Origin of the sequence: Streptomyces sp. NRRL F-5126, from assembly GCF_000721265.1 — a bacterium.
Classification (GTDB): Bacteria; Actinomycetota; Actinomycetes; order Streptomycetales; family Streptomycetaceae; genus Streptomyces.
Genome location: NZ_JOFZ01000004.1, coordinates 141726 through 155229 on the forward strand (window position 1 = coordinate 141726; position 13504 = coordinate 155229).

Below are 13504 nucleotides of genomic sequence, written 5' to 3' on the forward strand. Positions count from 1 at the left end.
GATCAGTTGCCGACGCGGCGGCGCAGGTCCTGGAACGCCGTGTAGTTGGCGATCACCTCGATGCGTCCTGGCGGCGCGTACTGCACCGCCTCGTCCAGCGTCTCGCAGACGCGGAAGGTCAGGCCCGCGACCTCCAGGCGCACCGCGAGGTCGAGCCTGCGGTCGCCGAGCACGCAGATCGGGTGCCCGGCGAGCCGCGTGTAGTCGACATCCCACAGCCAGGACGTGTCGGTGCCGTCGGCGCCGCGCGCGTTGACCGAGAGGATGACCGGCGTGGGCGGCGGGTCGATCAGCGAGAACGTCTCCAGCCAGCCGGCCGGGTTCTTCGCCAGCAGCAGCCTGAGGTCGCGGCCCTGGAAGGACACCACGTCGTAGCGGCCCGCCACCGCCTGCACCTGGTACATCCGCTGCAGCGCCACGCCCGGCGGCACGCCGAACGTCGCGGCGACGGCCGCGGACGTGGTGGCGTTGGCCTTGTTCGCCCGGCCCGGCAGCTGGAGGTGGATGGGCCAGGCCGAACCGTGCGGATCGAGGACGTGGTCGTCGCGCAGCGCCCAGCCGGGGGAGGGACGGCGGAACCCGCACTGCGCGCAGAACCAGTCGTCGCCGGGGCGCTGCATCACGCCACCGCAGGACGGGCAGGACCAGGCGTCGTCCTTCCACTCCTGGCCGGCGGCGACCCACACCACGTTGGGCGAGGAGGAGGCCGCCCACACGATCAGCGGGTCGTCCGCGTTGGCGATCACGACGGCCTTCGTGCCGGCCAGGCCCTCGCGCCACTTCTCGGCGAGCATCCTGGTCTCGGCCGCGCGGTCGAGCTGGTCGCGCGAGAGGTTGAGCAGGGCGATCGCCTTCGGCGTGGTGTCGCGTGCCACGCCCGCGAGGTACTTCTCGTCGACCTCGATCACGCCGTACCTGGCGTCGGAGCCGCCCGCAAGCGCGGAGGTGATGCCCGCGGGCATGTTCGCGCCGAGCGCGTTCGACACCACGGGGCCGGCGGCGCGCAGGGCCTCGGCGATCAGCCGGGTCGTGGTCGTCTTGCCGTTGGTCGCCGACACGAGGATGACGTCGAGGTGCTGCGCGAGCCGGCGCAGCAGGTCGGGGTCGAGTCTGAGCGCGACCTTCCCGCCGATCACCGATCCGCTGCCGCGCCCGGCCGCGCGCGACACCGCCGCCGCGGCCTTGCCCGCCGTCACGGCCAGCTTGGCCCGCGAAGACAGCGGCTCCGTGTTGCCTGCCATCGTCCCTGTTCCTCCTCGCGTCGGTCCCGGGTCAGCCTATCGAGATCCGGCCGGGGCCCAGAACCGCGCCACGAGGCCGCGACCGCCGCCGCAGGCGCTGCTGAGCCGGACCGTACCCTGATGCGCATGCGAAAGCGCCCCATCCCCGGCAGCGCAGGGTGCGTACGAGCCGTGCGGACGCTCGGCGACGCGGTCCTGCACGCGCCGTGCGCACCGGTCGACCGGTTCGGCCCCGCGGTGGCGGACCTCGTCGAGGACCTGTTCGCCACGATGTACGCGGCGCGTGGCGTCGGCCTCGCGGCCAACCAGGTCGGCGTGGGGCGGCAGGTGTTCGTGTACGACTGCCCGGACGACGAGGACGTCCGCCATGTCGGGCACCTCGTCAACCCCCGGCTCGTCCTCGCGGACGGCGTCGTCGTGCGGGGCCCGGAGGGTTGCCTCTCGCTGCCCGGCCTCGAGGCCGGCACCGAACGGTTCGACCATGCGGTCGTGGAGGGGCTCACCTGGGAGGGCGAGCCCCTGCGGATCGAGGGGGAGGGGTTCTTCGCCCGCTGCCTTCAGCACGAGACGGACCACGTGGCGGGCACCGTGTACGCGGACCGCCTGACGGGCCGCCGCAAGCGCAAGCTCCTACGGGCCGCGCGCCGCGCCCCGTGGCACCGCCCCTGAGGGGCCTCCGGCCCCTCAGGCCTGGCCCACCGCCTCCGTCAGGACCGCTGCCCGGCGCCTGCGCCGCTTCCGCCTGCCGTCCGGCCGGCGGCGCGGCCGTCCGCGCCCGTGGCAGGGGCTGCCCCGGATGCCGCCTTCTCGCCACGCCCGGCATCTGCCGCCCCCGCCGGGCGGGGCTCGCCTCCGCCGGCCCTGCTGCCCGCGCCCGCGGGCTGCGCCCGGTGGGCCTGGCGTCCGCCCCCGGCCTCTGGCCCTCCCGCCGCTCGCGCTGCTTCTGACCGGGCCGGCCGGCTTCGGTCGGTGCGCCTGCCGTCCGTGCTCGGCGTCCGCCGTGTCCGTCCGTGCCCGCCGGGCCTCCGGAAACGGGGCCCCGACGCCGGGGCGGCCCGCGCAGACGCCCGGCGGGCGGGTCGGCGGCGGCCACTGCCCGGCGGGCCGGCCGTCTTCGCCAGGCGTCGGACGTCCCGGTCCCCGAACGCCCGGTTGCGGCCCGCCCGGAAACCGGCGCGGGACCGGCCCGGAGGGCTGAGGCGGCGCGGCCGGGCGCCAGGACCGCAGGGGCCGGCATGGCTCGCCGGGGGCCGGGGGCGGCACGCCCCGAAGCCGACATGCCCGCCCGGGAGCAGGCCCGGCCCGCCCGTAAGCCGGCGCGGCCCCAGCGGAGAGCCGGGGCCGGCCGGTCAGAAGCCGGGGCCGCCCGGTTTGTCGTCCGCGATCGCCAGCCGCCCCCACAGCAGGTCGGCCATCGTCGTCACCAGCTCCTGGCGCGCGCACGGACGCTCGCCGAGCCACCAGTCGCCCGCCGCGTGCATCATGCCGACTATCCCGTGGCCCCAGATCCTCGCCCGCTGCCCGCCGTCGGGGCCCAGGTCGATGCGCTCCTCGATGACCTTCGCGAGCTCCTCGCCGAGGCGGCGCAGCAGCGGTGCCGAATGGCGCCCTATGTCGAAGCCCTGGTCGAGCGGTGCCGCGTCCTCGGCCGGGTGCATCAGGAACCGGTAGACCCCCGGGTTCGCCTCGATCGCGGCGAGGTACGTGTCGAGCGTGGCCTCGACCCGGGCGCGGCGTTCCGCCGGGGCGTCGAGCGCCGCGCGCAGCGCCTCGAGCAGGGCGTCCGTGTGCCGCTTGGCGAGCGCCTTGTACAGCCCGCCCTTGTCGCCGAAGTGCCGGTACAGGATGGGCTTGGTGATCCCGGCCTCCGCCGCGATCGCGTTCATGGAGGCGCCCGGGCCGTCCCTGAGAACCACCCGCTCCGCCGCCTCGAGCAGCTGCCGCCGCCGCTGTGCGGCCGCCTGCTGCTGAGCCGACTGTCCTCTGCTGTCCATGCCCTCTCCCCGCCCCACCCAAAGCTGTTGTCCCACCCGATACGCAACGCCTGCGCAACGTAACACCCTCCGGAGACGGGCCGCTGATCAGGCGTGATGGCTTGACAGGGCCTACCCGTCGGTAACAGACTGTAGTTACCAGTGGTAACCAGTGGAGGGGAAGATGGCCGAGTTCACGCTCGAACCGAGCGACGACCAGAAGCAGGTCCGCGAGTGGCTGCACGGCTTCGCCGCCGACGTGGTGCGTCCGGCTGCCGCCGAGTGGGACGAGCGCGAGGAGACGCCCTGGCCCGTCATCCAGGAGGCGGCCAAACTCGGGATCTACTCCCTCGACTTCTACGCGCAGCAGTACTTCGACCCCTCGGGTCTGGGCATCCCCATCGCCATGGAGGAACTCTTCTGGGGCGACGCGGGCATCGCCCTGTCCATCGTCGGCACCGGACTCGCCGCCGTCGGCGTGCTCGCCAACGGCACCGACGAGCAGATCGGCACCTGGATCCCGCAGATGTACGGCGACGCCGACGACGTGAAGCTCGCCGCCTTCTGCTCGTCCGAGCCCGACGCGGGCTCCGACGTCGCCGCCATGCGCACCCGCGCCGTCTACGACGAGGCGAAGGACGAGTGGGTGCTCAACGGCACCAAGACCTGGGCCACCAACGGCGGGATCGCCAACGTCCACGTCGTCGTCGCCTCCGTCGACCCGGAGCTGGGCTCGAAGGGGCACGCCTCGTTCATCGTCCCGCCAGGCACGAAGGGCCTTTCGCAGGGCCAGAAGTTCAAGAAGCACGGCATCCGCGCATCACACACCGCCGAGGTCGTCCTCGACGGCGTCCGCGTCCCCGGCGCCTGCCTGCTCGGCGGCAAGGGCAAGCTCGACGAACGCCTCGCGCGCGCCAGGGAGAAGGCGGCGGGGGGCAAGGACCGTGTCAAGAACGCGGCGATGGCCACCTTCGAGGCGTCGCGCCCCGCCGTCGGCGCCATGGCCGTCGGCACCGCACGCGCCGCCTACGAGGTCGCGCTCGACTACGCCAGGACCCGCAGCCAGTTCGGCCGCCCGATCATCGACAACCAGGGCATCGCCTTCCAGCTCGCCGACATGCGTACCCGCATCGACGCGGCGCGGCTGCTCGTGTGGCGCGCGTCCTGGATGGCCACCACGGGCAAGAGGTTCGAGTCTGCCGAGGGGTCCATGTCGAAGCTGTTCGCCAGCGAGACCGCGAAGCAGGTCACCGCGCAGGCCGTGCAGATCCTCGGTGGCAACGGCTTCACCCGCGAGTACCCGGTGGAGCGCATGCACAGGGACGCGGCGATCTACACCATCTTCGAGGGCACGAGCGAGATCCAGCGCCTCGTGATCGCGCGCACCCTCGCCGGCATGCCGATCCGCTGATCCCCGCCCCCTGATCCCCCCACGGGCGGCGCAGGTTCCGCTCCCGTCCCCCTGACGGGGCGGGAGCGGAACCGCGTCGTCGTCCTCAGGCGGGCAGCTGCGCCTCGACGGCCGAGACCACCGAGGGGTCCTCGGGCGTCGTGCCGGTACGGAACCGCCCGACGACCTCGCCCGCGGGTGAGATCAGGAACTTCTCGAAGTTCCACGCCACGTCGCCCGACTCCCCGGCGCCGTCGGCCGCCGCCGTCAGCCGCTCGAACAGCGGGTGCCGGTGCTCCCCGTTGACGTCCGTCTTCTCCACCATCGGGAACGTGACGCCGTAGGTGGCCGAGCAGAACGTGCTGATCTCCTCGGCCGAGCCGGGCTCCTGGCCGCCGAACTGGTTGCACGGCACGCCGATCACCGAGAAACCGCGGTCGCCGTACGTCTTGTGCATCTGCTCGAGCGCCGTGTACTGCGGTGTCGCACCGCACTTGGACGCGACGTTGACGACCAGCACGGCCTTGCCGCGGTAGTCGGCCAGCGACGTGGGCTCGCCGGTCAGCGTGCGCAGCGGGATGTCGTACAGACTCATCATCCGTCCTCTCCCGACCTCCCTCGCGGAGATCGTCCCACCATTGTGGACCCGCGCTTCCCCCGGCCCGCGTGCGCGCCTACAGCTGCCCGACCGAGGCGACCCGCACGACGGCCAGGCCCTGCTCGTCGGAGGCCGCCAGGTCGACCTCGGCGCTGATGCCCCAGTCGTGGTCGCCGTTCGGGTCGGCGAAGGTCTGCCGCACGCGCCACACGCCGTGCGCCGGGTCCTCCTCGATGGACAGCAGCTTCGGGCCGCGCGCGTCCGGGCCCGTACCGAGGTCCTCGTACTCGTCCCAATAGGCGTCCATCGCCTCCGCCCACGCGTCCTCGTCGAACCCGGACTCCGCGTCCATCGAGCCGAGTTCGCGCACCTTGTCGAGCGCGGCCAGCTCGACCCGGCGGAACATCGCGTTGCGTACCAGTACACGGAACGCGCGCGCGTTCGCCGTGACGGGCCTGACCTGGTCGGCCTTCTCCTGCGCCTCCTCGGCCGTCTCGACCTCCGGGTTGGCGAGCTGCTCCCACTCGTCCAGCAGGCTGGAGTCGACCTGCCGCACCATCTCGCCCAGCCAGGCGTTCAGGTCCTCCAGGTCCTCCGACTTGAGGTGCTCGGGGATCGTGTGCTCAAGCGCCTTGTAGGCGCCCGCCAGGTAGCGCAGCACGATGCCCTCGGTACGCGCCAGCTCGTAGAAGGACGTGAACTCCGAGAACGACAGCGCACGTTCGTACATGTCCCGGATCACCGACTTCGGCGACACCGGGTGGTCGCCCACCCACGGGTGGCTCCTGCGGTACACGTCGTACGCGTGCCACAGCAGCTCATCGAGCGGCTTCGGGTACGACACGTCCTGGAGGCGCTCCATGCGCTCCTCGTACTCGACGCCGTCCGCCTTCATCTGCGCGACCGCCTCGCCCCGCGCCTTGTTCTGCTGCGCGCCGAGGATCTGCCGCGGGTCGTCGAGCGTCGACTCCACGACCGACACCATGTCGAGCGCGTACGACGGCGACTCCGGGTCCAGCAGCTCGAACGCGGCCAGCGCGAACGTGGACAGCGGCTGGTTCAGCGCGAAGTCCTGCTGCAGGTCGACCGTCAGCCGGACGATGCGGCCCTGCGCGTCGGGCGTGTCGAGCCGCTCCACGACGCCGCCGTCCAGCAGCGAGCGGTAGATCGCGATGGCGCGGCGGATGTGCCGCAGCTGCTGCCTGCGCGGTTCGTGGTTGTCCTCCAGCAGGTGGCGCATCGCGTCGAACGCGTTGCCCGGGCGGGCGATCACCGACAGCAGCATCGTGTGCGTTACCCGGAAACGCGAGGTCAGCGGCTCAGGATCGGCGGCGATCAGCTTCTCGAACGACTGCTGCGACCACGCCACGAACCCCTCGGGCGCCTTCTTGCGCACCACCTTGCGGCGCTTCTTCGGGTCGTCGCCCGCCTTCGCCAGCGCCTTCTCGTTCTCGACGACGTGCTCGGGCGCCTGCGCCACCACGAGGCCCGCCGTGTCGAACCCGGCGCGGCCCGCCCTGCCGGCGATCTGGTGGAACTCACGGGCACGCAACGTCCGCACGCGCGTGCCGTCGTACTTCGACAGCGCGGTGAACAGCACCGTGCGGATGGGGACGTTGACGCCGACGCCCAGCGTGTCCGTGCCGCAGATGACCTTCAGCAGACCCGCCTGGGCGAGCTTCTCCACCAGGCGCCGGTACTTGGGCAGCATGCCGGCGTGGTGCACGCCGATGCCGTGCCGCACGTAGCGCGAGAGGTTGCGGCCGAACTTCGTGGTGAAGCGGAAGTTGCCGATCAGCTCCGCGATCCTGTCCTTCTCCTCGCGCGTGCACATGTTGATGCTCATCAGCGACTGCGCGCGCTCGACGGCCGCGGCCTGAGTGAAGTGCACGATGTACACGGGCGCCTGGTGCGTTTCCAGGAGCTCCGTGAGCGTCTCCGTGATGGGCGTCGTGCGGTACTCGTACGACAGCGGCACCGGCCGCGTCGCCGACCGCACGACGGCGGTCTCGCGGCCGGTGCGGCGCGTGAGGTCCTCCTCGAACCGCGAGACGTCCCCGAGAGTGGCCGACATCAGCACGAACTGCGCCTGCGGCAGTTCGAGCAGGGGGATCTGCCAGGCCCAGCCGCGGTCGGGCTCCGCGTAGAAGTGGAACTCGTCCATCACGACCTGGCCGATGTCGGCGTGCCGGCCGTCGCGCAGCGCGATCGCCGCGAGCACCTCGGCCGTGCAGCAGATCACCGGGGCGTCCGCGTTGACCGACGCGTCGCCCGTGAGCATCCCGACGTTCTCCGTGCCGAACAGCTTGCACAGGTCGAAGAACTTCTCCGACACCAGGGCCTTGATGGGGGCCGTGTAGAACGTGACCTCGTCACGCGCGAGCGCCGCGAAGTGCGCGCCCGCGGCGACCAGGCTCTTGCCCGAGCCCGTCGGCGTCGAAAGGACCACGTTGGCCCCCGACACCACCTCGATCAGGGCCTCCTCCTGAGCCGGATAGAGAGAGATTCCCTGCCCCTCGGCCCACGTCGAGAAGGCCTCGAAGAGGGCATCGGGGTCGGCGTCCTTCGGCAGCTGATCGATAAGGGTCACGTCACCATCTTGCCTGCTGCCGGTCCCGATCCGGGAACCGGACGCCGCCGCGAAGATCACGGACTGTACGCTGCCTTGCCGGCGGCAAGATCGGCCGGCCGGATCGCCCGGCCGGATCGCCCGGGCCAGGGGACGACAACTCCAGAGGGAGACGGGGACGACCATGATGGGACCAGCACACTCACTCTCGGGGGCGGCCGCATGGCTGGGGGTGGGCGCCGCGGCCGCGTCGCAGGGGCACGCGATGCCGTGGCCCGTACTGCTGGTCGGGACCCTCATCTCCGCCGGTGCCGCGCTCGCGCCCGACCTCGACCACAAGGCCGCGACGATCTCCCGCTCCTTCGGGCCCCTCTCGCACGGACTGTGCGCGATCGTCGACGCGATGTCCCATTTCGCCTACCGGCACACCCGCATGCGGGGCGACTCGAGCAGCCGCAGCGGCGGCCACCGCACCCTCACGCACACCTGGCTGTGGGCGGTACTGATCGGAGTCGGCTTCTCGGCCCTCGCGGTGACGTTCGGCCGCTGGGCCGTGCTCGGCATCCTCTTCGTCCACGTGGTGCTCGCCGTGGAGGGCCTGCTGTGGCGCGCGGCCAGGACGTCGAGCCACATCCTGGTGTGGCTGATCGGCGCGTTCGCGGCGTGGACGCTCGCGGGCATCCTCAACAAGCCGGGCAACGGCGCGGACTGGCTGTTCGCCGCGCCGGACCAGCACTTCATGTGGCTCGGCCTGCCCGTCGTCGTGGGCGCGCTGATGCACGACCTGGGGGACGCGATCACCGTCTCCGGCTGCCCGATCCTGTGGCCGATCCCGATCGGGCGCAAGCGCTGGTACGCGCTCGGGACGCCCAAGGTGATGAGGTTCAGGGCGGGCAGCTGGGTGGAGCTCAAGATACTGATGCCGGCGTTCATGATCCTGGGCGGCCTGGGCGCGACGTCGGCGCTCGGCGTCATCTGACGCGCCCTGCGCCCGCGGGCGCGTGTGGGCCCACTCCTCGTAGCGTCCTCCGGCGCGCCGGGGCGGCGCGCAGGCCACCGCCTTGCCGCGGTCGCGGCAGCCGCCGTGCAGGCCACTGGGGTGACCGCGCGGCGGCCTTCGCCGCGTCGCGACAGACACCGGCGTCCGGTGCGGACCTCGGGCCGCACCGTATGCGGGGCAGGGGACGCGGACCGGCTGCTGCCCCCGTGCGTGCGGCGGACGGTCGCACGTGAGGCGTCGCACCAGGCGCCGCAGGGGCCGTGCCCGGACGGCGCGCGGGCCCGGCCCGCCGTGCCGGACTCAGCCGTGCCAGGAGCGCCAGAGCGCCGCGTACGCGCCGTCCGCCGCCACCAGGTCCTCGTGCGGGCCCAGTTCGCTGATCCTGCCGTCCTCGACCACCGCGATCACGTCCGCGTCGTGCGCCGTGTGCAGGCGGTGCGCGATCGCGATCACCGTGCGGCCGTCGAGCACTCGCGCCAGCGAGCGCTCCAGGTGCCTGGCGGCCCGCGGGTCGAGGAGCGAGGTCGCCTCGTCGAGTACCAGCGTGTGCGGGTCGGCGAGCACGAGCCGGGCCAGCGCGATCTGCTGCGCCTGCGCCGGGGTGAGTACCGTGCCGCCCGAGCCGACCTCCGTGTCCAGGCCCTCCGCGAGGCCTCGCGCCCAGCCGTCCGCGTCGACCGCGCCGAGCGCGGCCCACAGCTCCTCGTCCGTCGCGTCCGCGCGGGCGAGCCCGAGGTTGTCCCGCAGGGACCCGACGAAGACGTGGTGCTCCTGGTTGACGAGCGCGACGTGCCGCCGCACCGACTCCGCGGGCATCCGGGCCAGCGGGACGCCGCCCAGCGTGACCGTGCCGCGCCGGGGCCCGTAGATCCCCGCCAGCAGCCTGCCGAGCGTCGACTTGCCCGCGCCCGACGGGCCCACCAGCGCGACGCGCGTGCCGGGCGCGACGTCCAGGGACACCCGGTGCAGGACGTCCACGCCCTCCAGGTAGCCGAACCGCACCTCGTCAGCGCTGACGTCACGGCCCGCCGGGCTGAGCGCGGCGTCACCCGCGTCCGGCTCGATGTCCCGCACGCCGACCAGCCGCGCGATGGACACCTGGGCGACCTGGAGCTCGTCGTACCAGCGCAGGATCAGGCTCACCGGGTCGACCAGCATCTGCGCGAACAGCGCGCCCGTCGTCAACTGGCCCACGTCGAGCCAGCCCTGGAGCACGAAGGTCCCGCCGAGCACCAGCGTGGCCAGGAAGATGATCACGTGGGTGGCGTTGATGACAGGGAACAGCACCGTACGCAGCCACAGCGTGTACCGCTCCCACGCCGTCCAGCGGCCCACCCGCAGGTCGGAAAGGGCCACGCGCCGCGCGCCGAGCCGGTACGACTCGATGGTGCGGCCCGCGTCCACGGTCTCCGTGAGGGACGCGGCGACGGCCGCGTACCCGGCCGCCTCGGAGCGGTACGCGGACGGTGCGCGCTTGAAGTACCAGCGGCACCCCGCGATCAGCACAGGCAGCGCGATCAGCACCGCGAGCGCGAGCGGCGGCGCGGTCACCGTGATCGCGCCCAGCAGCAGCGCCGCCCACACCACGCCGATGGCGAGTTGCGGCACGGCCTCGCGCATCGCGTCCGCGAGGCGGTCGATGTCCGTGGTGATCCTCGACAGCAGGTCGCCGGTGCCGGCGCGCTCCAGGACTCCGGGCGGCAGTCCCACCGACCTGACGAGGAAGTCCTCGCGCAGGTCGGCGAGCATCTCCTCGCCGAGCACGGCCCCGCGCAGCCGCACCGACCGGGTGAGCACCGTCTGCACGGCGAGCGCCATCGCGAACAGCGCGGTGATCAGCGGCAGATGCAGCGCGTCGGCGCTCCGCGCCCCGTGCGTGAGACGGTCGACGACTCCGCCGAGCAGGTAGGGCCCGACCATCGACGCCACGACGGACACGGCGTTGACGCAGATCAGCACCGTGAACGCACGGCGGTGGCGCCTCAACAGGCCCGCGACGTAGGCCCGTACGGTCGCCGCGGAGCCGACGGGCAGCGTCGTCGTGGACTCGGGGGCGGCCGGGTCGTGCTCCGGCCTCGCCACGCCGATCATGCCGATTCCTCCATCTCGTGTACGTCCGTGCGGTGTTGGCGTCCCATGCCGTCAGTGACGTGCGCGCCGAACGCCGCGCTGCCCGGCCCCGCGCCGGTCTCCCGGGTGACGACGGCGCGGTAGCGCGCGTCCTCGGCGAGCAGCGCACGGTGCGCGCCTTCGGCCCCGGCCTTTCCGTTGTGCACGAACACCACACGGTCGGCGCGGTCGAGAACCAGCGGCGACGAGGTGAACACCACCGTCGTGCGTCCTGAGCGCAGCCGCCTGACGCCGTCGGCGATCCGCGCCTCGGTGTGCGAGTCGACGGCCGATGTCGGCTCGTCCAGCACCAGCACCTCCGGGTCGGCGACGAGCGAACGGGCCAGCGCGAGGCGCTGTCGCTGGCCGCCCGAGAGCGACCTGCCGCGCTCCGTGATGCGCGCCCGCATCGCGTCCCGGTCGCCGTCGCCGGCCACCGACGCCCTGACCAGCGCGTCGAGCACGTCGTCGCACTGGGCCGCGGCCAGCGCGCGGCGTGCCGCGACCGTGCCGGACGACGGCACGTCGAGCAGCTCGGCGAGCGTGCCGGACAGCAGCACCGGGTCCTTGTCCTGGACGAGGACGGCCGTGCGGGCCACGTCGAGCGGCAGCGAGTCGAGGGCCGTGCGGCCGAGCAGCACGGACGGCACGGCCTCCGCGCCGCCGCGGGAGGCGCCGCCGGCCAGGCCGTCGTCGCTGCCGCGGTCCTCGCGGTCGGTCGCCGAACCGACGCCGTGCCCGCCCAGGCGATCCGCGAGACGCCCCGCCGCGTCCGGGTCCCCGCACACGACGGCGGTCAGCAGGCCCGACGGCGCGAGCATGCCGCTGACCGGGTCGAACAGGTCGCCGGACGGCGCCTTCACCGCGCGGCCGCCGCCGGCGTCCGCGGCCACGTCCGTCCGCACCAGGGACAGCACACGCGCGGCGCGCGTCGCCGAGGGCCGCGACACCGAGTACGCCACGGCGATCTCCTCGAACCGCTGGAGCGGCACGAGGAGCAGGGTGACCGCGCTGTAGACCGTCACCAGCTCGCCCGGCGTGATGCGGCCGTCCAGCGCGAGCCGAGCCCCGTACCAGACCACGGCGATCAGCATCAGGCCGGGCAGCAGCACCTGGACGGCGGAGATCAGCGACCACATGCGGGCGCTGCGCACCGCGGCCCGGCGCACCTCCTGCGACACCTCCCGGTACCGGCCGAGGAACAGCTCCTCACCGCCCACGCCGCGCAGCACGCGCAGCCCGGCCACCGTGTCGGAGGCCAGCTCGGTGGCGCGTCCCGCCTTCTCGCGCTGCACGTCGGCCCGGCGCGTGGCGGGCGCGAGCAGCGGCAGGACGGCGAGCGCGAGCACCGGTACGCCGACGGCGACAAGCAGGCCGAGCGACGGCACGTACAGCAGCAGCCCCACCGCGATCAGCACGATCGCGACGGCCGCCGCCACGAACCGCGACAGCGCCTCCACGAACCAGCCGATCTTCTCGACGTCGCCGGTCGAGACGGTGACGATCTCGCCCGCGGCGACGCGCCGCGAAAGGGTCGAGCCGAGCTCGGTCGTCTTGCGCGAGAGTGACTGCTGGAGGCGGGCGGCCGCGGTGATCCAGTTCGTCACCGAGACCCGGTGCAGCATGGTGTCGCCGATCGTCAGCGCGATGCCGAACAGCGCGATCAGGCCGCCCGCGAGCGCGAGCCCGCTTCCCGAACCGTCGACCACGGCCTGCACGGCGAGCCCGGACCCCACGGGCAGCCCCGCGAGGCCGAGTTGCTGGAGCAGGCCCCAGCCGAGGGACTTGGCCTGGCCGCCGAGCTGACTGCGGAACAGCCACAGCAGGTACCGGCCGCCGGAGCGGGCGTCCGGGACGCCGGGGTCCTCGTAGGGAAGGTCGCGAATCTGCATGATGTCCCATGCTCGTGGTCGGGCGAGGCAGGCGTGCCAGCTTCGCCTTTTCACCTGAGCAGGGCAATCGCTTTTTCCGCTGGTACGGCACGGGTGAGGACGCCGGGGACGCCCGGGACGGACGGTGCGGGTGCGCTCAGGCCGGCGGCGCCGCCCGCCTGAGCGCGCCGTCGCGCGGGCGCTCCGCGCCGGCCTCGCCCGTCAGCCGTGCCAGCAGCGCGCCGAGCGTGTCACGCTGCTCGTCGCTGAGCGGTGCGAGCACCTCCGCGGCCGCCTCGCGGCGTGCCGCGCGCAGGTCCATGAGCGCGCCGCGGCCCGCGTCCGTCAGCTCGATCCTGATCACCCTGCGGTTGGCCGGGTCGGGCACGCGCCGCACCCACCCGTTGGCCTCAAGGCCGTCCGTCAGTGTGGTCACCGCGCGCGGCACCACCTCAAGGCGCGCCGCGAGGTCGGCCATGCGCGGCGGCGTCTCGCAGTGCGCGACCGTGCGCAGGAGCCTGCCCTGCGCCGGGGTGATGCCGACCGGTCGCAGCAGGTGCTTCTGGCTGCGGTGGATTCTGCGCGTCAGGCGCAGCAACTGCTCGGCGAGGCGGCCGTCGCGGTCGGTGCCGTCGCGTCCGGTGCCGTCGCGGCCGGTCGCCTCGCGGTCGGTGGTGTCACCGGCGGAGTTCTCCATGGGGGAACAATATCAGGACTATGTTCATTGTGAGCATAGGTAATAGTGAGTTACGC

The 13504-nt window shown here is 73.1% G+C and carries 10 protein-coding genes; 3 read left to right on the plus strand and 7 right to left on the minus strand.

Annotated features, from left to right (window positions below; translation table 11 throughout):
- Window positions 1-2 precede the first annotated feature (2 nt).
- Entirely contained in the window at window positions 3-1241 is a 1239-nt protein-coding gene (locus IH48_RS0109095; RefSeq protein WP_030901580.1) for a MurT ligase domain-containing protein, read from the minus strand.
- A 126-nt stretch (window positions 1242-1367) separates the two neighbouring features.
- On the opposite strand from IH48_RS0109095, the gene def reads away from it, so the two are divergent.
- Entirely contained in the window at window positions 1368-1910 is a 543-nt protein-coding gene (gene def / locus IH48_RS0109100) for a peptide deformylase (protein WP_030901583.1), read from the plus strand.
- A 680-nt stretch (window positions 1911-2590) separates the two neighbouring features.
- Here def and IH48_RS0109105 read toward each other — a convergent pair.
- Window positions 2591-3235: a TetR family transcriptional regulator gene (locus tag IH48_RS0109105; protein WP_030901587.1), complete on the minus strand. Its 645-nt coding sequence runs from the start codon at window positions 3233-3235 to the stop codon at window positions 2591-2593.
- Window positions 3236-3398: 163 nt separating this feature from the next.
- Here IH48_RS0109105 and IH48_RS0109110 point away from each other — a divergent pair, with 163 nt between their 5' ends.
- A complete protein-coding gene (locus tag IH48_RS0109110; RefSeq protein ID WP_030901589.1) occupies window positions 3399-4625 on the plus strand; it encodes an acyl-CoA dehydrogenase family protein in 1227 nt (408 codons plus the stop codon).
- Between the two features lie 85 nt (window positions 4626-4710).
- Here the strand turns inward: IH48_RS0109110 and IH48_RS0109115 are convergent, their stop codons facing one another.
- Window positions 4711-5199 (minus strand): glutathione peroxidase, encoded by a 489-nt coding sequence (locus IH48_RS0109115; RefSeq protein ID WP_030901590.1) that lies wholly within the window; start codon window positions 5197-5199, stop codon window positions 4711-4713.
- A 79-nt stretch (window positions 5200-5278) separates the two neighbouring features.
- The gene (locus IH48_RS0109120) at window positions 5279-7792 is read right to left on the minus strand and encodes a DEAD/DEAH box helicase (protein ID WP_420705460.1); all 2514 of its coding nucleotides are present in this window, start codon (window positions 7790-7792) and stop codon (window positions 5279-5281) included.
- 163 nt (window positions 7793-7955) lie between these two features.
- Here IH48_RS0109120 and IH48_RS0109125 point away from each other — a divergent pair, with 163 nt between their 5' ends.
- On the plus strand, window positions 7956-8750 hold the full coding sequence (locus IH48_RS0109125; protein WP_030901594.1) for a metal-dependent hydrolase: 795 nt from the start codon (window positions 7956-7958) through the stop codon (window positions 8748-8750).
- Window positions 8751-9071: 321 nt separating this feature from the next.
- Here the strand turns inward: IH48_RS0109125 and IH48_RS0109130 are convergent, their stop codons facing one another.
- The 3 genes from IH48_RS0109130 to IH48_RS0109140 all read right to left on the minus strand — a co-directional run bounded on the left by IH48_RS0109130 (window position 9072) and on the right by IH48_RS0109140 (window position 13448).
- Window positions 9072-10862: an ABC transporter ATP-binding protein gene (locus IH48_RS0109130; RefSeq protein WP_030901595.1), complete on the minus strand. Its 1791-nt coding sequence runs from the start codon at window positions 10860-10862 to the stop codon at window positions 9072-9074.
- Window positions 10859-12772 (minus strand): ABC transporter transmembrane domain-containing protein, encoded by a 1914-nt coding sequence (locus IH48_RS0109135; protein WP_030901597.1) that lies wholly within the window; start codon window positions 12770-12772, stop codon window positions 10859-10861. Before IH48_RS0109135 ends, IH48_RS0109130 begins: the two co-directional genes overlap by 4 nt.
- 136 nt (window positions 12773-12908) lie before the next feature.
- Window positions 12909-13448: a MarR family winged helix-turn-helix transcriptional regulator gene (locus tag IH48_RS0109140; protein WP_078849574.1), complete on the minus strand. Its 540-nt coding sequence runs from the start codon at window positions 13446-13448 to the stop codon at window positions 12909-12911.
- Window positions 13449-13504 lie beyond the last annotated feature (56 nt).

What these genes read in the sequence shown, in the direction of transcription:
- IH48_RS0109115 (WP_030901590.1), bottom strand. Translation starts at nt 5,199, where the DNA reads ATGAGTCTGTACGACATCCCGCTGCGCACGCTGACCGGCGAGCCCACG.
- IH48_RS0109105 (WP_030901587.1), bottom strand. Translation starts at nt 3,235, where the DNA reads ATGGACAGCAGAGGACAGTCGGCTCAGCAGCAGGCGGCCGCACAGCGG.
- IH48_RS0109130 (WP_030901595.1), bottom strand. Translation starts at nt 10,862, where the DNA reads ATGATCGGCGTGGCGAGGCCGGAGCACGACCCGGCCGCCCCCGAGTCC.
- IH48_RS0109140 (WP_078849574.1), bottom strand. Translation starts at nt 13,448, where the DNA reads ATGGAGAACTCCGCCGGTGACACCACCGACCGCGAGGCGACCGGCCGC.
- IH48_RS0109135 (WP_030901597.1), bottom strand. Translation starts at nt 12,772, where the DNA reads ATGCAGATTCGCGACCTTCCCTACGAGGACCCCGGCGTCCCGGACGCC.
- IH48_RS0109125 (WP_030901594.1), top strand. Translation starts at nt 7,956, where the DNA reads ATGATGGGACCAGCACACTCACTCTCGGGGGCGGCCGCATGGCTGGGG.
- IH48_RS0109095 (WP_030901580.1), bottom strand. Translation starts at nt 1,241, where the DNA reads ATGGCAGGCAACACGGAGCCGCTGTCTTCGCGGGCCAAGCTGGCCGTG.
- IH48_RS0109110 (WP_030901589.1), top strand. Translation starts at nt 3,399, where the DNA reads ATGGCCGAGTTCACGCTCGAACCGAGCGACGACCAGAAGCAGGTCCGC.
- def (WP_030901583.1), top strand. Translation starts at nt 1,368, where the DNA reads ATGCGAAAGCGCCCCATCCCCGGCAGCGCAGGGTGCGTACGAGCCGTG.